We start from the raw sequence: 21,525 nt of genomic DNA, 5'->3' as shown, positions 1-21,525 counted from the left end.
TCACCCCGGAAGGGAGTGGATAAACATTAACTTTGCGACTTTCCCAGATAACCGCTAAAACTAATAAACCGAAAATACCCCCCGCACCATAGAAACCATAGCGCAAAAGTCGCACCCACAGGGGAGGGGGACAGTAATAGGAGATGGTGACACAATTGGCTAAGTCTGGAGGGGCCAAAGTAAAGGTATCACCATGACGCAGGGAAACGCTTTTCAGACGACGTTTACCCATATAAACCCCGTTAGTGGAGTTTTCATCTGTGAGTAGGAAATTATGGGGATTTTTCGGGTCACGCTGCAGGGAACAATGAATCTGACTCACCACAGTGTTAAGGATAGTAATATCACAGGAACTGGAACTGCGGCCTAACAAATAGCGATCGCCGATAAGGGGATATTTGCTTTCCCCGCTGCCATTCTCGTTTTTAAGGCGTAATTCGGGAACTCTCGCCCCTTTTTTGAGATTTACCGCCTGAAAATTCACCTTTCCTTGCAGTTTCTGCACGGCAACGGTGACAAGTTGACTAATTTGGGTTTTCGGCGACTGGTTAGACATAGTTTTTATCAGTTATCAGCTTCTGGAGGCAAGAGGGGAAGTGGGGAATTGCAACTAAAACCCTAACACCCCAATTCCCAATTGATACCCAATATCCCTAAATCGACATTTTAGCCTCTAAAGCTTTGAGGTATTCCGTATTGACTCCCGACTCGCGAATCAGAGCAATTTTACCGGTACGCGCCACCTCGCGAATGCCAAATTTATTCAGCATTTGCATAATCGCCACCATTTTACCCGGATCCCCCACCACTTCGATGGTCAGGGTTTCCTCGGAAATATCCACAATCCGGGCCCGGAATACCTGCGCTAATTCGATCACTTCTGCTCGGCGCTCGGCGGTAGCATTAACTTTAATTAGCATTAATTCCCTTTCCACACAAGGGGTTTGGGTGATATCCTGCACCTTGAGGACGTTAATTAATTTGTACAGTTGTTTGGTTAACTGTTCGATGCTGTCCTCGTCTCCTGGTACTACCATCGTAATGCGAGAAACTCCCATCTGTTCGGCAGGACCCACGGCTAGACTTTCAATATTAAAGCCGCGACGGGCAAATAATCCAGCAATACGGGTTAAGACTCCCGCTTCATCTTCAACTAATACGGATAATGTGTGTTTCATGGCGATCTAAGTAGGTAGGCGTTAAAAGTTGTCAGACACCCCCCTTATCAAGGGGGGCAGGGGGGATCGAACCTAAAATCCATTTTTAATTTAATTATAACCAGCTACTTATCTACACAACCTATATTTAACCATTGTAAGACAGGAGGCAAGGCCAGAACAGCTTGTTTTCACCCCACGACGATAAGAAATTTTAACAGATAAAACCCCCCTACCAGCACGGCGAGGCAGGGAGCAAAAGCTGACGGCTGACTCATAATTAATTATCGGGATTTTTTGGCGATTGTCCAGAAGGGAAAAGTTTGACTGGGATTGATGATAACTCCCGTGATGCCATGGCGAGCAAAAGCGTATTCTTTGGTTTGCCAAAGGGGAATATAGGGAACTTCATCGGCGAGAATTTCTTGAATTTTGCCAAAAATTTGCTTTCTTTTGGCTGGGTTACTTTCCTGACGGGATTGGGCGATTAATTGATTCATTTCTTGACTATAAAAAAATGAGCCTTGACTTTGTGATCCGCCTTCTTCGCAGCCGGTTTCTGGAGAACCTTTAGCACAATCTAAAAAGGGATAAATATAGTTATCTGCATCCAAAAAATCGGGATACCAATTAGATAGAGCAGTGGTATAAAGTCCCCGGCTAATATTACGGAAAAAGGCCGCGCCTAGGATACTATTGGGTTCAAATTGAATCATATTATCTAAATCCCGTTTTGCTAGAGCTTTCATCACTGCCGCCACGCTGCTGGAAGTAATCGATCCCGAGGAGTGCCAAACTTCTACAATTGCCGGTTTTTCTGGACTATAACCGGCGGTTTTTAGTAATTGTTTAGCTTGCTCTATATTATGGTTGCCATAGCGCTCTTTAAACACCGGTTGTGACTCGGAAAAAGTAGTAGGAATCAGACTAAAAAGAGGGATGCCTTGACCTTGTAAAATGCGATCATTAAGTAAATCTCGATCGACTAGAGAAGCAATTGCTTGTCGCACTAAAATATTATCGGTGGGTTCACTTTTGAGATTGACGCTCATAAAGTTAATTGCTGCCCCAGAAGATTCGATCGCTTGCCATTTTCCCTGGGCTGCTTCTGTGCGTAACTTTCTCACTTGAGGAGGCAGTAAAGATTGATAGGCAATATCCACCGCACCCGTCTGAAAACCGTTAAATAAATTGGCAGGATTAGAGAGATAAATTTGCACATTAACTCCCTTATTTTTGGCTGGTTCTCCCCAATAGCGATCGAAGGCTTCTAAACTAAAAGAATCGCTGGTAACTGCTTTTAATCGATAATGTCCTGTGCCGATAAATTCTTCGGGTTTGAATTTACCCTCGCCAATTTGATAAAATTTGGGTGAAACCGCACAGGCTCCGGGATAAGCTAAAAGAGCGGGAAAAGCGGCAAAAGGTCTGGTTAATTTAATAGTAATTTCGTCTTCTTTGCTGGCGGTGATTTTATCAATTGTATCCCGGAGAAGAAAGGAAGGTTCTCCACCATTTTTGATGAATCTTTCTAGGGAAAACTTCATCGCCTCTGCGTTAAAAACCGTGCCATCATGAAAGATAACTCCCCGACGTACTGGTATAGTATAAGTCAACCCATCGGGGCTAATTTTGGGCAATTCCGTGGCTAGGAGAGGCTTTAAATTAGTGGTTCCTTCCCCGTAAGTGTAGAGAGTTTCACCGAGATTATAAATAATAAAAAGTCCCGCTAACTCATAACTATCGGCCGGATCGATCGAGCGCGGTTTTAGGGTTGTCCCGATCATCAAGCGATCGCTATCCCCCCGGGGTAAATTGGAATTAGTGGACTGACAGCCCACGGTCAGAAGAAGACAGAGGCAAAATAAACTTAAATAGCGGTAAAGTCGGCGTAAAGGTCTCATCGATGGCGATTAACGGCAGCTAGGTATCGATCGATCCTATCATTTTTGTGCATAGTCTTTTCTTCTAGGTTTCCTTAAGTAAGTAAATTGATTGCTTAATTGGTTGGGTAAAATTCTTCAATAACTGGACTGATTACCCAGACAATTAAACTAAATTTTCTGGTGGAGGATGACAAAAACTTGATCAATTTGCACAAGAAGAAGACTTAGGGTAGAAAAGGGGTTAAATGGTTCAGAATAGCTGGAGCTATGGAGGCAGATAAACAGGGAAATGGGTAATATTTTTCAACCTAGATCAGGTTCCAGCAACTAATTAGAAACTCATCTTCTTGGCTCTTCTAGGTTCTGTGTGATAAGTTTAACTTACTCTATGATCGATCGATCTTTGTGTCCTTTGTGTCTCTGTGGTTCGCCCCACTCCCTCGCCCGCAAGACTGTATCTTAGAATACATTTTACCCACCAAACCTGGGAGAGCCTCTTCTTTTATAAACCTCTTGCATAATTAATTTTTTCAGAGTTCAAAAACGGCAGAAATAAGGATTAGATGGCATAAAGTCTATAAATAGACCATTTAACTGATTATTATTCATTCTTAATTCTCCTGACTCCTGACTACTGGCTACTGACTCCCAACCCTAACAACAATTTTTGATTTTTACAAGAGGTCTTATCCATCAGCCATTTAGGTTAATCCTGTCCCTTCTAAACAAGCTCGATCGAAAATTGCCCCCGTGGTTACTGCCGAGGCTAAATTAGCACAAAGAAGATTGGCATCAGTAAAATTTGTTCCGCGTAAAATCGCCCCGAAAAAAATTGCTTCCTCTAAATCGGTGGCCGACAGATCTGCCCCGGACAGATTAGCGCTAGTAAAATCCGCGTGGGTTAAAATCGCCCCAACAAAACTCACTCCCCGGCCATCGACACCGCGAAAATCTGCCCCGGACAAATCTAGATGATTAAAAACCGCCCCGGCTAAAAAAGCACCGGCCAAACTTGCCCCAGTGACGATCGCATCGAGGAGAATTGCCCCGCGTAAATCGGCATTACGAAAATCTGCTCCCCTTAAATTTGCCCCTGTGAGGTCAGCACCGCGTAAATTTGCCCGTAAATTCGCCCCTGCTAGGTCTGCACCCGCTAAATCAGCCCCTGACAAGTTCATGCCCGCTAAATCTTTTATCTCACCCTGACGAATTGCTAATAAATCAATACTGGGAAAAGTCATGTTCAGCCACGGTTAAATACTGTAAAAATATCTTAGAATATTCGTAAACCTTTGTTAAGAAAGCGCTCCATGTCCCTAGAGCTATTATCCCTAGAAAATATTGAAGAAATCGCCCACCAATACGGATACTGGGCAGTATTTATCGGCATCACCCTCGAAAATATGGGGATTCCCATCCCGGGAGAAACCATCACCATTGTCGGCGGCTTCCTTGCCGGTAGCGGTGATTTAAACTATTGGTTAGTTTTAGTCAGCGCAATTACAGGAGCAGTTTTGGGCGATAATTTTGGCTATTGGCTCGGTCGCGCTGGAGGTTGGCCGTTTTTGTTAAAAGTTGGCAAATTCTTTCGGATTCCGGCTCAAAAACTAGAATTAGCCAAGGATCAATTTAGTAAAAATGCACCCCGGGCGGTCTTTTTCGGTCGTTTCGTGGCTTTGTTAAGAATCTTTGCCGGTCCCATGGCGGGAATTGCCCGAATGCCCTACGGTCGCTTTTTCCTCTGTAATCTGGGTGGAGCGACGGTGTGGGCGACTATTATGGTGACATTATCTTTCTTTTTAGGCCGTTTGTTCCCCTTGCACCAGTTAGTTAGTTCTATGGCTCGTTTTGGTATCTTGGCTTTAATTATCGTCCTGGCCTGGACAATTATTCACCCCATCCTTGAGTCACGGAAAAAGGTGGCTTAAGTCCGTCATTTCAGTTATCAGGGATCAGTGATCAGTTATCAGCTTTTGAAGGCAAGAGGCAACAGGCAAAAGACAGAATCTGACAATTCTCCTACCTAAAAAGAAGGTTATAAACTAGGCACATCAAAGCTTTTAGCTTAACCAATTAGGTCTTAGATTCGGTCGAGTAAATCTCTTGCATAATTAGGGTCTGCTGAAAAAGTTTTTCAGTAAACCCTAATTGAGATTGAGAATATCAATGTCAGAGTTCATAAGGGTTTAAACGGTCTGGAGTTTATTCAGACTTATCTGAAATGACTATAATTTTTATCCACCGGAAAAGGGGGCTTGTTACCTCATTCTTGACGGGGAGCTATTCATGGTGTTAATATAATTTTGTCCAAGATTACAACTATACATCAACGGTGATAGCCAAAAAAATTACTTTTTCTAATGGATTGGAATGTTACTACAGTAGTAGCAAAGAGGAAACAGAATACATTTTTTCGGAAATATTTACTGAAAGGCAATATGAAGGGCATGATATCGTCATCAAAGAAGGCGATGTGGTCTTTGATGTTGGAGCCAATATCGGTCTATTCTCTATTTTTGTCAAGGGAGTTGAACCAACAGCAAAAGTTTTCGCCTTTGAGCCAATCAAGCCAACTTTTGAGGTTTTGCAAAAAAATATTCATTTGCATTCTTTAGAGGATGTTGTTTTATTTAACTGTGGATTAAGTTCAGAGAATAACCCAGCAAAAATCTTTACTTTTTATCCCAATATGTCTGCTAATTCAACCACAAAGCCAGAGGATACCTTGGCTGAATTAGAAGATATTCAAGTCGATCAGAATTCCCAAAAAATAGAAAATTTGTTTGAAGAGTTTTTCCAAGAAAAAGAACAAGTAGCCTGTGAAGTAAGAACTCTATCTTCCGTAATTAATGAACTCGGTATTGACTCCATTGACTTACTGAAAATTGACGTGGAAGGAGAAGAATACGAAGTATTTCAAGGCATCGAAGCTAAAGACTGGCCAAAAATCAAGCAAATAGTGGCTGAAATTCACGATAAAAAGGGACGCTTAAAGCAAATAAGCCAAATGCTGGCAGATAATGGCTTCAAAATTCAACTAGAAAAAAGAGACTTGCTACCTTCGACATTCGTGGATATTTTCCATTTATATGCTGTGCGTTAGGGGTTAAATTTTTATTGTCAAAGTTAATCTATTTTTCCAGAAAATTGGTTAATAACTGACTGAAGCGTTGGGCAATAATCGGTGCATCAAATTCTGAAACTTTCGCTCTACCTGCCTTCCCTAAGGAACGAGCTTTCTCTGGATTGAGAAGCACTTCCGCTAATTTACTGGCTAAATCTTCAGCATCTAAGGGATTGGCTAATAGACCTTGTACACCATCTTCAATCAACTCCGGTGTCGAGGAGGAACGACTGGCGACAATCGGTTTATAACTGGCCATAGCTTCAGCAAAAACTAGGCCAAATCCTTCTTGCAGACTAGGTAAACAAAAAACTTGACAATCAAGATATTCTTGGATCAGTTCTTGATAGGAAAGATAGCCGAGAAAAGTAACATTTTGCTCTAAATTGAGTTCTTGTGCTAGACGGCGTAAATTATTCCATTCAGGACCTTTGCTGGCAATTCGTACCTCTACATCGGGTATTTGACGGCGGAGAATTGCGGCGGCGCGGATCAAAGTAGCAACATTTTTGCGAGGATACTGGACACCGACACAAAACACCGTCGGCCTCCTCTGCTCGCGGTTTCTTTCCTCATACTTGACCGAGGCGACCGCTGCATCCCACCCTTTAAGATCAATTAGAGAATGAACAATTTCGATATTGCCATCGTACTGATAAAGTTGCTTGAGTCTAGTACGGGAATACTCACTGGTAGAGATGACCAGATCCGCACGATGGACGCTCACTTTCTCGGCCTTTGCCATCAATTCTAAGGAAGTTCGCACCCAACCCCGCTCAAAGGTGGCTTCATCGGCAATAATACCGTGAATATAAACGATAAAAGGGACTTTTAGGCGATCGCTGATGGCGTAACCATCCATATCGTAACCCACCACCACATCATAGTCATCAAAGCAACGGGGATCGAGTCGCCAATTCCAAAGAAAGCGATGCGCCATGTAGCCTAACGGACCCGATGCTTTGGTTGGCGAGAAGACATCAACCAGATGACCCTGGGAACGTAACTCGTTAGTCAGGTGGATATTCCCAACGAAAGTACCACTTCCGAGCTTGACATTTTGGGGAGTTGCTGTGATGATTGCTATCTTCATTTTTTGTCAAAGTTTATGGCAGCGGTTGGATTATGATGGGAAAATCAGAACAAATAAGCTGGGCAGGAGTAGGTGCGAATCAAATCTTGATTCTACCTGATAACATTCTCAAAATCTATGGACGAACCGAGATTTTTGCGTCTGTTAGCCTTTTTTCGTCAAAACGATGAAATGTCCGTATCGATTTTCCCGATCATTTTTATCTTGAATAAATTCATCGAAATTTTTGAGTCTGAAAACCCGTCCTTTAAAATGGGTATTAGTATGTTAGAAAAGAAACGCAGATTTATTAATTATCGATAAGAAAGCGGTTATCAAAAATAACCGCTTCTGGAATTTTCTAAGAATCTCTTTAACGTTCGCGGCGCCCGAAGTTTTTGCGATCACCGCCGCCACGACCGCCAGAATCTTCTTCTTTGGGACGAGCTTTGTTGACTTTCATCTGTCGTCCCATCCATTCGGCTCCGTCAAGAGTTTCGATCGCTTTTGCTTCTTCCTCATCGGAGGACATTTCCACAAAACCAAAACCGCGCACTTTACCCGTTTCCCGATCTACGGGCAAGTAAACGCGACTAACCGTGCCGTATTCAGCGAATACCTCTTTCAAGTCATCTGTCGTGACCTCATAAACCAGATTACCAACGTAAATCGTCATGGATTGTCTCCCAATATCACAGCCATTTCGAGAAGGAGATCGGACACAACCCAGTCAAGGCCATCAGGGAAAAACCACTTCTGTTTGAAACCAATGCTGCTACCGAACCTAACTACTCTCTCTAAACTAGCATAGCTTATCAGTGATCAGTTATCAGTGATCAGTGATCAGTAGGAGTAGGGAGTATTAAGTGAGCAGTATTACACGGCGGTTTTCTGCTTTCTTTTCACTGATTACTGATTACCGTTTACTGATCACTGATTAGGGTAGCCAAGGATATTGACTAAAATCGGGGGGACGTTTTTCGAGGAAAGCCTGTTTACCTTCGGCTCCTTCGGCGGTCATATAGTAGAGTAAAGTGGCATTGCCTGCTAACTCCTGTAAACCCGCTTGACCATCACAATCAGCATTAAAAGCCGATTTCAGGCAGCGAATCGCCAAGGGACTTTTTTCGAGAATTTCTAGGGACCATTTAACCCCTTCCTGCTCTAATTCTTCCACCGGGACGACATGGTTAACCAAACCCATTGCTAAAGCTTGTTGGGCGTTATACTGCCGACAGAGAAACCAAATCTCACGGGCTTTTTTCTGACCGACCACCCGGGCCAGATAGCTAGAGCCAAAACCGCCGTCAAAACTGCCCACTTTCGGACCGGTCTGGCCAAAAACGGCGTTATCCGCCGCTAAGGTTAAATCACAAACCAAGTGTAAAACATGACCGCCCCCGACCGCATAACCTGCCACCAGCGCGATAACTACCTTGGGGATGGAGCGAATTAATTTCTGTAAATCCAGCACATTGAGCCGGGGTACGCCATCATCGCCAATATAACCCGCCTGACCGCGCACCGTCTGATCGCCGCCAGAACAAAAAGCATATTTGCCGTCGCTGTGGGGACCTACACCCGTGAGCAGTACCACCCCAATGCGGGCATCCTCGCGAGCATCACAGAAAGCGTCGTAAAGCTCAAAAACTGTCTTCGGACGGAAGGCATTACGCTTATGGGGGCGATTGATGGTAATTTTGGCGATTCCCCCCCATTTATGGTAAAGAATATCCTCGTAGGTTTTGACGGATTGCCATTCAACGCTCATAGTCTCGGTTATCGGCACAGCTTTTTTACCTTACCCTATTTTGTCCCCCACTTTGAAGCAGGGAACGCCAGAATAGGGGAATGGATAGTTGACGGACAAGGTTTAAACCCACATTCCGCTCCCTCAACTGTCACATAAGCTGTCCCCTTTACTCTCAATCCTTGTCAGGACCGATTCTAGGGAATAGGTGACAGTTTCGTTAGACATTTTCCTAGACTCCTATAGATTTTTGAGTTTTTCGAGCAGCTATTTATTATGGTCATAAGGGAAGTAACTGTTTCTCAGGGTAACTTCTAGGGATTGGGGAAAAAACCAAAAAGTTTAGCAGCACCTCCCAAGACAGCAACCACCAAAGCGATGAGAATCCCCCGGTTGGTAAATTCCTGATAAGCAACCCGTACCGTTAATCCCTCGATTTTCTCGTCTAATACTTTAATATCTCCTTTTAACTCGGCCTTGAGTTCGGCCTGTCCGATTTCTAATTTGGTTAGCCGGTCTTCTACCTTGTCAAATCTCTCATCTACCTTGTCAAATCTGTCATTCATCCGTTTTTCAAGGGAGTCGATTTTACTCTCAATCCTTGTCAGGACAGATTCTAGGGAATAGCTGACAGTTTCGTTAGACATTTTCCTAGACTCCTCGATCTATCTGGCGACTATCTTAATTATTATACTAAGTCCGTTGAGTAAGTAAGTGGTTTCAATTAAATTGAAGATATATCCCCCCTTAATCCCCCCTTGATAAGGTGGGGTATCTAACAATTTTTAACACCTACTTACTTAGCAGATAATATTCAGCCGCTTTTTTAATTAATAAAGCTATCATTAAAAAATTCTGAATTCCATGAAAAATCTGACCATGTACAACGCTATAATCGAATAAACAACTAAACTTTATATTTCTGTAATGCTTAAGTAGATAGGTATTAAAAACTTTCAGATCCCCCCGCCTATCGGCACCCCCCTTATCAAGGGGGGCAGGGGGGATCGAACCTAAAATCCATTTTTAATTTAATTATAACCAGCTACTTATTAAAAACTTTCAGATACCCCCGCCTATCGGCACCCCCCTTATCAAGGGGGGCAGAGGGGATCGAACCTAAAATCCATTTTTAATTTAATTATAACCAGCTACTTATAAACAAGCTGGTTATCCTAAATCAGATGGGAAAGATGCTCTTGGCTCTCCTGGTTATTTTGTTTCTTCTGTGGGAGGTGTGCCATTGGCAGTTCTGAAGTGCTATATTAGAGATCAAGAAAAGCTGTCGTGAAACGAAGGGGTTTTAAACCTAAATTTTCGATAATCAGATAGCTATCATCTCAAAAACTATCACCATGACGATCGATCCGCAACAACTCATCGAACTGGCTCTCAAATCCGGAGCAGTGGCAGCCGAAGTTTATCAATCTTCCTCCCTTTCCCATCCCGTTTTTTTTGAGGCTAATCGTCTCAAACAGCTAGAAAGTTCTGAATCTGTGGGAACTGCCTTAAGATTATGGCGCGAGGGTTGTCCGGGGTTAGCGGTGGGTTATGGTGATGTGGAACCGAAAATTTTAGTAGAAACGGCGTTAAATTTATCCTATCTCAATGCTCCCGAAGAAATCGAATTTTCGGCGCCACGACAGGCAATTTATGACCCGATTGGTCAGGATGTGGCGGTAGAATCTTTAATCGAGATGGGTAATCAAATGATTGGCCAAATTCGCCAAGTTTATCCTGAGGTTATTTGTAGTGGTGAATGGGAATGTGAACGGGAAATCACCCGTTTGGTTAATTCCCAAGGTTTATATTGTCAATATACCGATACAGCTTTGAGTTATTACCTGGGGATTGAATGGGTGCGGGGGGAGGATTTTCTCGCGGTTTATGATGGGGAATATACTCGCAGTACACCTCATCCCGATACGGTAATTAAACAGTTATTGCAGCGACTACAATGGGCTGCCAATAATGTGGATAGTCCCACGGGAAAATTACCAATTTTATTGACCGCTAATGCAGTTACCCTGTTATGGGGTACGGTGGAGATGGCTTTAAATGGGAAACAGATATTAGAAAAGTCTTCGCCCTGGAGTGATAAAATCGGTCAATTGGTGATGTCAGAAAAGTTGACTTTATCCCAACAACCTGAGCAAGAACCCTATAGTTATCCCTTTGATGATGAGGGAACTCCTACTAAATTTTTATCTTTAATTGAGGGAGGTAGAGTTAAAGAATTCTATAGCGATCGTACCACGGCCAGATTATTAAAAACTACTCCGACGGGAAACGGTTTTCGTCCCGGTTTAGGGGTTTATCCCATGCCGGATTTAGTTAATTTAATCGTTGCACCCGGAGAGGGAACTTTAGAGGATTTAATCTCGCAAATAGACGAAGGCCTAGTTATCGACCAAATTTTAGGTCATGGGGCGGATATTTCGGGCGATTTTTCTGTCAATATCGATCTGGGTTATCGCATAGAAAAGGGCAAAATCACCGGACGAGTTAAAGATACAATGGTGACGGGAAATGTTTATACAGCTTTGCAGAATTTAATCGCTCTGGGGGCCGATAATCAATGGAATGGCTCCTGTTATACTCCCTCGCTAATTGTTGATAGTTTATCGGTGGTGGGGTAAAAATGTGGCGTTGTCAAATTGAAAGATGCTCCTAATCAGCACCGGAACTGAAATCACTAGGTGTAGGGCTAATTCATGAATTAGCCCTACAATAGGCGTTGTCAAATTGAAAGATGCTCCTAATCAGCACCGGAACTGAAATTAACTCCCCCTACTTTTTGGGGTTAATTTTTTTGGGCTTTATTTGACCTGAAAAGAGGGGGTTTGCAGGCAGGCACGGATTCCCATTCTATAAGAAATTATCTGTCAAGTCGCGGGGTTTTGTCAAGCTTTTTTGGAAAAAAAATTAACCGACACTCAAGGGGAGAAAATTATCGGCAGAGATATTATTTAATCTCCCCTTTGATTAGGTATTTTTCAGCCTGGCATTAACGCTTTAGTTGCCGAGGCCCCAAGGCGATTTAATTGCCGATTAATTTGCCATCCGACGAGGGTTAAACCCAACCACTGACCGAAGATTGCCAAAGCGAAAGAGGGAAGTGTAGCGTATTTAGTAGCGGCAATGGGAAGAAAAGTAAAAAACCATAAAAGCGGAGATTGACTGGGATTAACTCTCAAGACAGCAAAACAGAGGAAGGGGAAAATAATCAAAATGCCGATGCTAGTAGCTGCCAGCAAAGCGCGTTTATTTGTGCTGGCTAACATCAATAATTGGGCGATAGCGGCATAGACTAAAATCATGTTCATTGCCAAGAGAAACCCGGCTGCAGTGGCTAGTTTATATTGATGGAGAGGGGCGATAAAAATAGCGGGAAGGATGAATAAAATGGCAATAGCGACGTTAACAGCCATGGCTAGGGTAGAAGGACTTTTTTCGCCAAAGATTAAAGCTTTCCCCAGACTAATGCCCGTTTTTCCTTGCAGATGACGATAGCGAGTCCAATCTTGGATAGTTTGACGGGGGGGAGTGAGGGCAAAAAGGATTAACAAGCCAAAAATTGCCACAAAAACGCTAAGAATGACAAAATTATCGAAAAGATAGCTCGGTTGCAGAGTTTGGAAGACAAAACCCAGGCTAATAGCACTAAAATAGCCCATCATCCAGTAACTTTGGGGTTTACTAATAAGAGTAGCGAGGGGATTATGGAAGCGACGCTGGAGAACTCGGGTTAAAACGTAGGTACAGAGGGCAAAATTGAGCAAAATTAAGCTAATACCCATTATAACCGATTGCCAGAGAGATTGACCGTACCAACGCAGATCAAAGATTTGTGAGATTCCTAGATAGCGTACCGCATCGGGGGGGAGAAAGGTAGATTTAACTAGATAGGGAAGGACAAAACTAGGATTAAAGAGAATTAACCAATCAAAGGGAGTACGGGAACCGCCATAGCCCGATAAAGTAAAAATAGTGCTATAAAACACAAAGATTAAGACTGCAGCACTGCCTAACCAGGGTTGAAATCCCCCTAACCATGGCGTGGCTAAAGCGAAACTAAGGGCGGCATGATAGAAAAAGGCACAACTAGCGATCAGAACCGCGTAGAAGGCTAAAATTAACGATAAGGGAATACCTGCTAATAAACCCGCTCCCAAGTGAAAGGGTAAAGCGAGAAGACAGACGAGATAGAGGAGAATGGGAACCCCGAAAATTTTGCCGATAAAAATCGTTTTGGCGGGTTGGGGACTCAGACGGATAAAATTAAGTGTACCCCGGCACTCTTCCCCGGAAAGATCGGCGATTAATTGATAGGTTCCCACCACTAAAAGAGCGAAAATGCCGGTAATACTCAGAAAAGTGAAGATATCTAACCACCATAACCGGGAGATAATCATCCATTCACCATTTAGGTCTTGGATACAGTATTTAAGCCCACTATAGGGATAATAATCGTTGTTATTGGGGGGATTAGCGGTACAGTAACGACTAAATCCCGCCCCTACTGGCAAAAGATTTTGATAGTATAAATAAACTAATAATTGACCAACAAGGGAGATTACTGAGGCGATCGAGATATTTTTCGGGGTTAATCTTCCTTGCCATTCTCGCATAATTTGCGGGTTGGTTTCCGTAAGGCGATCGATTATTGTCACTATCATGTTTTTGTCCTCTCTACAGCCGTTATCAGGAGCTAATCCTAGGTTAACCCAGTAACTTCTCGATCGGTTCGGGGAGAAAGAACTCGATCGAGATGCAGCTAAAATCTGGGTTCGGGAATCAAAAAGGGAAAAGTGCCGGACCCGGGAGCTTCTGTTTTACACTAGAATTTGGCCGCCTGAATCTAGATCTATGCCCACTCTGACCCTCAATTTTCCCCTAACTGCCGTTGTCGGCCAAGAAGCGATTAAATTAGCCCTACTCTTAGCCGCTGTGGATCCCGCCCTGGGGGGTGTGGTGATTGCCGGTCGTCGGGGAACCGCCAAATCAGTCATGGCGCGAGCGATACATTCCCTACTGCCACCGATCGAAATTATCGCAGGTAATGTCTTTAATTGTGATCCCAACAATCCCGACGAATGGGATGATCGCACTAAAGAAGAATATAGCAGTGGAGAGGTCCCCACGGAAGTTATCCAGGCCCCCTTCGTGCAGATTCCCCTAGGAGTCACCGAGGATCGTTTATTGGGTTCCGTCGATGTGGAAGAATCCGTGAAACAGGGGGAACCAGTCTTTCAACCCGGTTTATTAGCCAGCGCCCATCGGGGAATTCTCTACATCGATGAAATTAATCTACTTGATGACCAAATTGCTAACCAATTACTAACAGTTTTAAGCGAAGGACGTAACCAAATCGAACGGGAAGGCATCAGTTTTCAACATCCCTGTAAACCAATCCTGATCGCTACTTATAACCCAGAAGAAGGGGATTTACGAACCCATTTATTAGATAGAATTGCCATTGCGCTTTCCGCCGATGGTGTCCTTAGTTTAGACCAACGAGTCACCGCCGTCAATCAGGCGATCGAGTATGCTGTTTCTCCCACCGCTTTTATCGCCCAATATGCCCAAGAAATCGATGATCTAAAAACCGAAATTATTCTGGCGAGGGAATGGTTAAAAGAGGTAAAAATTAAACCCGAACAAATTAGTTATCTAGTGGAGGAAGCGGTGCGCGGTAGGGTGGAAGGTCATCGCGCCGAGATTTTTGCCGTGAGAGTAGCCAAGGCCGCCGCCGCTTTAGAAGGTCGGGATTTAGTCAGTGCCGATGACTTAAAAAGAGCCGTCGAATTAGTTATTGTACCTCGATCGCTGATTACGCCGCCACCCCCAGAACAGGAACAACAGCCACCGCCACCACCGCCACCACCGGAACCGCCCCAAGACGAAAACCAGCAGGAACAGGAAGAAAAAGAGGAGGAGAAAGAGGAGGAAAAAGAACCGGAACAGCCCGATAATTTGCCGGAAGAATTTGTTTTCGACCCGGAAGGGGTTTTACTGGATCCCAGTGTGCTGTATTTTGCCCAGATGGCCCAGCGTCAGGGGAAATCGGGGGCGCGTAACCTGATTTTCTCGGAAGATAGAGGACGTTATATTAAGCCGATGTTACCCCGGGGCAAGGTAAAAAGAGTCGCCGTCGATGCCACTCTCCGGGCGGCCGCGCCCTATCAAAAAGCCCGTCGCTTGAGGAATCCCGAACGTCATGTGATTATAGAAGAGGGGGATCTGCGCTCAAAACGGCTGGCCCGCAAGGCCGGTTCTTTAATTGTCTTTGTGGTTGATGCCTCCGGTTCCATGGCCCTGAATCGGATGCAGTCGGCCAAAGGTGCGGTTATGCGTCTGTTAACGGAAGCTTACGAAAATCGCGACCAGATTGCCCTGATTCCTTTCCGGGGTGAGCGAGCAGATGTACTATTGCCGCCGACCAAATCGATTACCCTAGCGAAAAAACGTCTAGAAACCCTGCCCTGTGGCGGCGGTTCCCCCTTAGCCCACGGTTTAACCCAAGCGGTTCATGTGGGGATGAATGCCCGTTTATCGGGGGATATCGGTCAAGTGGTGGTTGTGGCGATTACCGACGGGAGAAGTAATATTCCTTTGGCGAAATCTCTAGGCGAACCGATTCCGGAGGGGGAAAAACCCGATATTAAGGCAGAACTGCTCGATATTGCCGCTAAAATTCGCTCTTTAGGCATTAAACTGCTGGTTATCGATACGGAGAAAAAATTCGTCTCCACTGGTTTTGCCAAAGAATTAGCCCTAAAAGCTGGGGGTAAATATTATCATCTACCCCGGGCCACGGAACAAGCGATCGCATCTATGGCGCGAGGGGCAATTGCGGGACTGTAGCTGGGGTTTGCCGAAAAAGGTTTTCCTGGGGGCAGGGTGTGGGGTGTGGGCTTCGGCCGTGAGCTCAGCCGAACGGGTGTGGGGTGTGGGGTGTAGGGTGTGGGGTGTAGGGAAAGAAACCTCTTTCATCTGTGGGGGTGAAAATTTTTTCATCGGGCCTGCCCCCTGCCTTCGTTATTGACTCGAATTTTGCTGATTTTCTGTTTTTCCCGGTCTGGTGTGACAGCATCTAGAAAAACTTAACAATAATCAGCAATAAGCGAGAGATATACTACAAACAAACATGAGCAAGTTTTAATTAAGAGAACTATGAGCTTTCGATTTGGCAAAATCTTGATGGCAGGGGTATTAGCGACACTTTTGCTAGTAACTTCCTGTGCTAAAGCTCCCTCGCAATTTGACCAAGCACAACAGGAAAGTACCGCTCGCGGGGCGGCGGCAGTGGTGAAAGAATCCACCTCGGGCGGCAGTTTTAATCGGTTTTTCCCGCCTTCTGGGGGAGGATACGAGCGCGTCTATACCCAGGAGAAAAAAGGCTTTGCTGAGGCAAAACTGAAGCAAGATGGCAAAGTTGTGGCTATGTTAGCCATATCTGACATCAGCAATAATCCCGCCGCGGCCAATAAATTCCAAGACAGTCAAACCACAATTAAAGGTTTTCCCTCTGTGGAACAGGGTGCAACTGCCACCGCCGTTTTAGTCAATAATCGCTATCAAGTCAAGGTTTTATCGCGGGAGCCAGATTTTACCGCCAGCGATCGCCAAGCTTGGTTAGCTAAGTTCGATTTAGATGGTTTAGCAAAATTAAAGTAAGGAGACATCCGTGAGTAAGCCAATTTTTGAACTGGTGGACGAATTACCGACTAATAATCTCACCGTCAAAGTTCTCAAAACCCTTGATTATGTGGTGCCGGGAGAGTGGGATAACCTAGTCGGGTTTAAAAATACGATTATCAAAGTCACTGGTGAAACCGACGAAAGCATGATCCAACAGATTGGCGATCGAGCCGTTTGGTTGTTTAATGATAAATCCCAGGGCTATCAACGGGCGCTTTGGCTCTACCAAACCATCGACAGCGCCGATAATGCCCTAGCCACTGCCTCTCTTGCCAATGCCGTCGGTGGTAAAATTCCCCTCATGGGCGGTTTAATCGAAAGATTAACCCCTGCTCCCGAAAAAGCGCAAACCATCGATCTAACCCTGAAATTAGTGACCGAATTAGTCGCTTTTTGTCAAATTAATGGCATTCCGGGGGATAGTATCGGGGATTTCGTCGCTTCCCTAGGAGATTATAGCGGCGAATCCTTGATGCGGATGGCGGCGTTAGTTTGTTTGGATGGTTTAATCCCTCTGGGGGGCAGTTTTATCCGCAAAGTGGAATCGAGCCTGAGCATTCTCAGGCCGGAAGAATTAGAATCTAACTCCACTTTCGGCAGTATTAAAGAATTGATTCCGGGGGGAAATACTGCCAGAAAATTAGACTTTATCGGTCAAAGTTTCGACTCCACTAAAGGTTGGATGAGTAATTTTGTCAGCGAGCGCAGTTTGAGCCAGCAGGGATTATTGAGCAAAATTCAGGGATTTATCGACTTTTCTGCCGATAAATTGGTATATGTTGGCGCATTCCTCGATATGACCACCAATTACTATGAACATACCGGCATTCAAACCCTGGCTCGTCGTTTAATCGAAAGAGCCGTGGCGGAAATTTAACTGGAAGACTCTGATAACAACCGAAGAAAAAGCCCTAGAGAAACGGGAGGAGTTGACTGAAGCTGCTGAGACTCTATCTCACCAGAAATGCTCCTCTTTTCTCCTCAGGATGTAGGTGTTTACTTCAGCTATCAAAAAGCAGCGAGTGAAATGCCCGCACAACCCGGAGCGATCGAAAAACCCCGATAAATTTTCCTGTCCCCAACCTGATATGATCGGGATTGCCAGGCTTACGATTAAGACCAATGCAAAATTTTCCTATCTCCAAATCTCCATGATTTAGGGCTTTTTTCCTTGGGAATTTGTCGTTAAGGACAGCAGCACCAGTTTATTTTTTATCTTTAGCCCCGCATATCTAACCGCTCATGTCTATTGAAGAAGCCTTGAAACTCCTAAAAGAATATGGATGTATTCAACTAAAAATTGCCCAATCCCCCGAAGAAGAAGAAGCTCTAAGACAGGCAATTTTATTAGTTAACCAAGGTTCGGAATCAATTAATTTAGGTATCTGTGCCGATAACAGTGAAGAGGGGTTTAAAGCCCTGAAAAGTTATCTACAAGCCCTAGGATACCCCCTACCTAATACTCTCCCAGAAGACCAGCCAGAACCGGGAGCGGTGTATATTAAATACAATACCCAAAGACAAGCTTCCTATCTCGATTCCTATACGGGAACCTATCGCGGTGTCCTGATTTCTTGTCAATCAGAAAATGATCAATTAGTCGGTACTTATGGTCACTTTCCCCTCGATTTATTCTCTGAAGAGGCATAGTTTTGGGGTTATTGAAGCGATTAACAATCATCGGCACCCCCCTTATCAAGGGGGGATTAAGGGGGGATCGGCACCCCCCTTATCAAGGGGGGATCAAGGGGGGATCGGCACCCCCCTTATCAAGGGGGGATCAAGGGGGGATATATTGAAACCACTTACTTAACAACCAAAAAGCTCCCCACTCCTGTCCACTGAAGTCTCTTTCCTGAATCTTTTTAACTTTTTACCTGAAAAAAATATGTATTTGTTAATTCCAGCAGCGGGAATGGGTAAACGGATGGGCAGCGATCGCAATAAGTTACTGCTCACCCTGCACGGAAAACCGCTCCTCGCTTGGACTTTGCTGGCTGCCATGCAATCCAGGGCAATTATCTGGATTGGCATCATGGCACAACCGGAAGACTTTGAGGAGATCCGAGAGATTATCACCCCTATAAATGCCCTTAAACCCGTGCAAATCATCCAAGGAGGTGAAACCAGACAAAAATCGGTTTACAATGGCTTACAAGCCCTACCAGAGGGGGCTGAGACGGTTTTAATTCACGATGGGGCGCGATGTTTAGCCACTCCCGAATTATTCGATCGCTGTGCCGCTGCTTTAGCCACTTGTCTGGGTTTCATAGCGGCCATTCCGGTGAAAGATACGATTAAAATTGTCGATAGCAAGGGCTGGATTGAGGATACACCGGATCGCTCGCGGTTGTGGGCAGCCCAAACGCCCCAGGGTTTTCAGGTAAAATTATTAAAAGAATGTCATGAACAGGGACGAAAATTAGCTTGGGAAGTCACCGACGATGCTGCCTTATTAGAAAAATGTGGTTTTCCCGTCAAAATTGTCGTCGGTGAAGAAACTAACTTAAAAATTACTACCCCCGGAGATCTGGCAATTGCCGAGTATATTTTAAGTCAGCGTTTATAATTTTTCATCTACTTTAACGCCGTCCCGTTTAATAATACGAGCGGGAATACCCACCACCACACAATTAGGTGGAACATCCTTGACTACCACTGAATTTGCGCCCACGGTGACATTATCGCCGATGGTAATATTTCCTAAGACTTTAGCACCAGCGGTAATCCTGACATTGTTGCCAATTTTGGGGCGGCCGCTTTTATCTTTATAGCCAATTGTTACCTGTTGATTAATCCAACAGTTATCGCCCAAATCCGCCATAACAATCGTACTAAAACCGTGTTGAATAAATAATCCTTTGCCAATCGAACAGGAAGAATCTAGAAATAAGTAGGAACTTTCTCGATAAAAAAACCTAAGAATATACATTAAAAAACGGCTAAATGAACCACCTTGAAAAAGACGACAATAATATAAATTTCTAAATTCTTTTGCCTCCAGACATAGAGCTAATAATTGTAACCAATCTGCTCTTTTTTCCCGGTCTAATAACTCTACCCAACGCCGCACATCACCTAAGATAAGTTCTCGATTATTAGCTACCTGAAAAGCAATGATTAAGGGTGAGAGCCAAAGAATACCCGCATAGAAAAATAATTTTCGGAAGAAACTTTTCATCGTTGGTCTAAAATAAGTGACAATAGACTTGCTTTTTGTTGCTATTAATTATAGTAGTATTGTAGGGAATAGTTCAACCGTCGCCCGTTTATTGGACTCCAACGATGTCAACTACCTTACAGTTCTTGCCCGAAGTATCCGTGATCGTGCCAATTTATACGGATTTCAGCTACTTTTAGGCGTAGGCACTTTCATCGAATTTTATTTGAAGTTAATTATTTACATAACAAATCCCGAAGAGCCGAAAAGATTAGTAACTTAACGGACGAGAGGCGCAACATTTTGAGATTTTTCCCCAAACCTTGCCAAGAATATTATCTCTTAAGTAGGTAGGTGTTAAAAGTTGTCAGACACTCCCCTTATTAAGGGGGGCAGGGGGGATCGGCACTCCCCTTATCAAGGGGGGATCAAGGGGGGATCGGCACTCCCCTTATTAAGGGGGGCAGGGGGGATCAGAGGCAAAATCTATCTTCAATTTAATTATAACTACTTACTTATCTTGACCAGATGGATTGACTTCAAGGGGTGACAAAACAAAGCGAGCAACTCGAACATCTCCCGCTAGATGTTAAGTCTGATTGCCCGTTTATTCTCAACAAGCACTATTTATTGAGAATGAACGGGGGAACCCTGAAATTTTCGGCTTAGTGGGCGGCAGCTTGCCGCCCACTCACTCCACTACTTAAGTATTTTGTCTCACGCCCCTTCCTCTTTTGAGACGTTGTGACACTTGGGGTGCGGAATGTGGGTTCGGACGTTCGGCGAGACTTCGACGGTGAGCTCAGTAGTTCGACAGGCTCACTAACACGAACGCCCAGCCGAACCGCCGAACTGCCGAACGGCAAAAGGCAACAGCAAAGGGATTGGGGGAGGTTCGGCTAATCTAAGAATAAGCGGTTTAAATGCGTCTTAGGTTACTTCCCCATCACCCCATCACCTCATCACCTCACTTCCCCCAAAAAAATTTTTTGCAAGGGTGATAGGTTTTCTGAAACAGGTGGGTAAGTTGTTTATAGACAAAAAACATCAATCGGAGATACAGCTGTGAACTCTGCTTTCAAATTCAAACTCATCCAAGCTCTCAACAAAAAGAACGGTAACAAAGGTTTCACCCTCATCGAACTCCTAGTGGTTGTTATCATCATTGGTGTACTGGCCGCCATCGCTCTCCCCAACCTCCTCGGTCAGGTGGCCAAAGGCAGACAAGCTGAAGCTCGCAGCAACCTCGGAGCCATTAACCGCGCCCAGCAAGTTAACCGCATAGAAAGAGGTACCTTCGCAATATTCTCCACTACCCCGACTGTCAACCAGTTGCCCGTATCTATACAACCCACATACTACGCATACACTGGACCTACCGTCGCCAGTGCCACCGGGGCTGTAACTGATGCTACCGCTATCAGCACCTACATAAACGATATTCGCGACTACTCTGCTGCAGTAGCTCAACCTGCTGCTGGTGTTTTCAGTTCAGTTATTTGTGAAATGTCTAGCCCGACTACAACTTTTGCCACTGCGACTACAACTACTGGTACTGCGGCTTGTGGAACTGGAAGCGCACCAATCGACTAGATATTCTTCCCAGATTGCCTAAAAGCTTTCTGGCATGACAACCAAGAATTGATAGTTAGCGGAAGGTGACAGGGAAATA

At 44.5% G+C, this 21,525-nt stretch carries 19 protein-coding genes and 1 pseudogene; 9 read left to right on the top strand and 11 right to left on the bottom strand.

Annotated elements, in window-relative coordinates; genetic code table 11:
- From IM462_RS19645 to IM462_RS19630, 4 genes are all read right to left on the bottom strand, one after another.
- On the bottom strand, window positions 1-556 hold a 556-nt coding region (locus tag IM462_RS19645), incomplete at its 3' end, for an FHA domain-containing protein (RefSeq protein WP_287702685.1).
- Window positions 557-653: 97 nt separating this feature from the next.
- Window positions 654-1,178: an acetolactate synthase small subunit gene (gene ilvN, locus IM462_RS19640; RefSeq protein WP_287702683.1), complete on the bottom strand. Its 525-nt coding sequence runs from the start codon at window positions 1,176-1,178 to the stop codon at window positions 654-656.
- A gap of 263 nt (window positions 1,179-1,441) precedes the next feature.
- Window positions 1,442-3,061, bottom strand: coding sequence for an ABC transporter substrate-binding protein (locus tag IM462_RS19635; protein ID WP_287702681.1), 1,620 nt, complete (start codon window positions 3,059-3,061; stop codon window positions 1,442-1,444).
- Window positions 3,062-3,744: 683 nt separating this feature from the next.
- Window positions 3,745-4,284 carry a pentapeptide repeat-containing protein gene (locus IM462_RS19630; protein WP_194016349.1) on the bottom strand — a complete coding sequence of 180 codons (540 nt, stop codon included), beginning with the start codon at window positions 4,282-4,284 and terminating at the stop codon, window positions 3,745-3,747.
- A gap of 69 nt (window positions 4,285-4,353) precedes the next feature.
- On the opposite strand from IM462_RS19630, the gene IM462_RS19625 reads away from it, so the two are divergent.
- Entirely contained in the window at window positions 4,354-4,971 is a 618-nt protein-coding gene (locus IM462_RS19625; protein WP_287702687.1) for a DedA family protein, read from the top strand.
- Window positions 4,972-5,375: 404 nt separating this feature from the next.
- The gene (locus tag IM462_RS19620) at window positions 5,376-6,146 is read left to right on the top strand and encodes an FkbM family methyltransferase (protein WP_287702679.1); all 771 of its coding nucleotides are present in this window, start codon (window positions 5,376-5,378) and stop codon (window positions 6,144-6,146) included.
- A 28-nt stretch (window positions 6,147-6,174) separates the two neighbouring features.
- Here the strand turns inward: IM462_RS19620 and IM462_RS19615 are convergent, their stop codons facing one another.
- The 5 genes and pseudogenes from IM462_RS19615 to IM462_RS19595 all read right to left on the bottom strand — a co-directional run bounded on the left by IM462_RS19615 (window position 6,175) and on the right by IM462_RS19595 (window position 9,636).
- Window positions 6,175-7,260 (bottom strand): glycosyltransferase family 4 protein, encoded by a 1,086-nt coding sequence (locus IM462_RS19615; protein WP_287702677.1) that lies wholly within the window; start codon window positions 7,258-7,260, stop codon window positions 6,175-6,177.
- 352 nt (window positions 7,261-7,612) lie between these two features.
- Entirely contained in the window at window positions 7,613-7,915 is a 303-nt protein-coding gene (gene rbp / locus IM462_RS19610; protein ID WP_287702673.1) for an RNA-binding regulator, read from the bottom strand.
- Between the two features lie 261 nt (window positions 7,916-8,176).
- Entirely contained in the window at window positions 8,177-9,010 is an 834-nt protein-coding gene (gene menB / locus IM462_RS19605) for a 1,4-dihydroxy-2-naphthoyl-CoA synthase (protein ID WP_287702671.1), read from the bottom strand.
- A 135-nt stretch (window positions 9,011-9,145) separates the two neighbouring features.
- Window positions 9,146-9,217 (bottom strand): annotated as a pseudogene (locus IM462_RS19600) (DUF4164 domain-containing protein); the annotation flags it as partial.
- Window positions 9,218-9,303: 86 nt separating this feature from the next.
- Complete coding sequence (locus tag IM462_RS19595; RefSeq protein ID WP_287702669.1) at window positions 9,304-9,636, bottom strand: DUF4164 family protein; 333 nt, start codon at window positions 9,634-9,636, stop codon at window positions 9,304-9,306.
- 708 nt (window positions 9,637-10,344) lie between these two features.
- Here IM462_RS19595 and IM462_RS19590 point away from each other — a divergent pair.
- Window positions 10,345-11,628, top strand: a complete 1,284-nt coding sequence (locus IM462_RS19590) for a TldD/PmbA family protein (RefSeq protein ID WP_287701415.1) — start codon at window positions 10,345-10,347, stop codon at window positions 11,626-11,628.
- Window positions 11,629-11,985: 357 nt separating this feature from the next.
- On the opposite strand, the gene IM462_RS19585 is transcribed toward IM462_RS19590, so the two are convergent.
- A complete protein-coding gene (locus IM462_RS19585) occupies window positions 11,986-13,668 on the bottom strand; it encodes a hypothetical protein (protein ID WP_287701417.1) in 1,683 nt (560 codons plus the stop codon).
- A gap of 190 nt (window positions 13,669-13,858) precedes the next feature.
- Here IM462_RS19585 and bchD point away from each other — a divergent pair, with 190 nt between their 5' ends.
- The 5 genes from bchD (at window position 13,859) to ispD (ending at window position 19,262) form a co-directional block, all read left to right on the top strand.
- Window positions 13,859-15,856, top strand: a complete 1,998-nt coding sequence (gene bchD / locus IM462_RS19580; RefSeq protein WP_287701419.1) for a magnesium chelatase ATPase subunit D — start codon at window positions 13,859-13,861, stop codon at window positions 15,854-15,856.
- A gap of 309 nt (window positions 15,857-16,165) precedes the next feature.
- Window positions 16,166-16,669 carry a hypothetical protein gene (locus tag IM462_RS19575; protein WP_287701420.1) on the top strand — a complete coding sequence of 168 codons (504 nt, stop codon included), beginning with the start codon at window positions 16,166-16,168 and terminating at the stop codon, window positions 16,667-16,669.
- A 10-nt stretch (window positions 16,670-16,679) separates the two neighbouring features.
- Window positions 16,680-17,570 (top strand): hypothetical protein, encoded by an 891-nt coding sequence (locus IM462_RS19570; protein ID WP_287701422.1) that lies wholly within the window; start codon window positions 16,680-16,682, stop codon window positions 17,568-17,570.
- A 365-nt stretch (window positions 17,571-17,935) separates the two neighbouring features.
- A complete protein-coding gene (locus IM462_RS19565) occupies window positions 17,936-18,343 on the top strand; it encodes a DUF1824 family protein (protein WP_287701424.1) in 408 nt (135 codons plus the stop codon).
- A gap of 238 nt (window positions 18,344-18,581) precedes the next feature.
- Window positions 18,582-19,262 (top strand): 2-C-methyl-D-erythritol 4-phosphate cytidylyltransferase, encoded by a 681-nt coding sequence (gene ispD / locus IM462_RS19560; protein WP_287701426.1) that lies wholly within the window; start codon window positions 18,582-18,584, stop codon window positions 19,260-19,262.
- Here ispD and IM462_RS19555 read toward each other — a convergent pair.
- Entirely contained in the window at window positions 19,257-19,874 is a 618-nt protein-coding gene (locus IM462_RS19555; protein ID WP_287701428.1) for a serine O-acetyltransferase, read from the bottom strand. The genes ispD and IM462_RS19555 overlap by 6 nt on opposite strands.
- A 1,044-nt stretch (window positions 19,875-20,918) precedes the next feature.
- On the opposite strand from IM462_RS19555, the gene IM462_RS19550 reads away from it, so the two are divergent.
- Window positions 20,919-21,446 (top strand): type IV pilin protein, encoded by a 528-nt coding sequence (locus IM462_RS19550; RefSeq protein WP_287701430.1) that lies wholly within the window; start codon window positions 20,919-20,921, stop codon window positions 21,444-21,446.
- The last annotated feature ends 79 nt before the right edge of the window (window positions 21,447-21,525 follow it).

The organism is Microcystis sp. M144S2, assembly GCF_020246065.1.
GTDB classification, from domain to species: domain Bacteria; phylum Cyanobacteriota; class Cyanobacteriia; order Cyanobacteriales; family Microcystaceae; genus Microcystis; species Microcystis ichthyoblabe_A.
This window is presented reverse-complemented; position numbering and strand designations above follow the sequence as displayed.

Bases quoted from the DNA above. Each gene is read 5' to 3' on its own strand.
- ilvN (WP_287702683.1), bottom strand. From the start codon at position 1,178: ATGAAACACACATTATCCGTATTAGTTGAAGATGAAGCGGGAGTCTTA.
- IM462_RS19635 (WP_287702681.1), bottom strand. From the start codon at position 3,061: ATGAGACCTTTACGCCGACTTTACCGCTATTTAAGTTTATTTTGCCTC.
- IM462_RS19630 (WP_194016349.1), bottom strand. From the start codon at position 4,284: ATGACTTTTCCCAGTATTGATTTATTAGCAATTCGTCAGGGTGAGATA.
- IM462_RS19625 (WP_287702687.1), top strand. From the start codon at position 4,354: ATGTCCCTAGAGCTATTATCCCTAGAAAATATTGAAGAAATCGCCCAC.
- IM462_RS19615 (WP_287702677.1), bottom strand. From the start codon at position 7,260: ATGAAGATAGCAATCATCACAGCAACTCCCCAAAATGTCAAGCTCGGA.
- rbp (WP_287702673.1), bottom strand. From the start codon at position 7,915: ATGACGATTTACGTTGGTAATCTGGTTTATGAGGTCACGACAGATGAC.
- menB (WP_287702671.1), bottom strand. From the start codon at position 9,010: ATGAGCGTTGAATGGCAATCCGTCAAAACCTACGAGGATATTCTTTAC.
- IM462_RS19595 (WP_287702669.1), bottom strand. From the start codon at position 9,636: ATGTCTAACGAAACTGTCAGCTATTCCCTAGAATCTGTCCTGACAAGG.
- IM462_RS19590 (WP_287701415.1), top strand. From the start codon at position 10,345: ATGACGATCGATCCGCAACAACTCATCGAACTGGCTCTCAAATCCGGA.
- IM462_RS19585 (WP_287701417.1), bottom strand. From the start codon at position 13,668: ATGATAGTGACAATAATCGATCGCCTTACGGAAACCAACCCGCAAATT.
- bchD (WP_287701419.1), top strand. From the start codon at position 13,859: ATGCCCACTCTGACCCTCAATTTTCCCCTAACTGCCGTTGTCGGCCAA.
- IM462_RS19575 (WP_287701420.1), top strand. From the start codon at position 16,166: ATGAGCTTTCGATTTGGCAAAATCTTGATGGCAGGGGTATTAGCGACA.
- IM462_RS19565 (WP_287701424.1), top strand. From the start codon at position 17,936: ATGTCTATTGAAGAAGCCTTGAAACTCCTAAAAGAATATGGATGTATT.
- ispD (WP_287701426.1), top strand. From the start codon at position 18,582: ATGTATTTGTTAATTCCAGCAGCGGGAATGGGTAAACGGATGGGCAGC.
- IM462_RS19555 (WP_287701428.1), bottom strand. From the start codon at position 19,874: ATGAAAAGTTTCTTCCGAAAATTATTTTTCTATGCGGGTATTCTTTGG.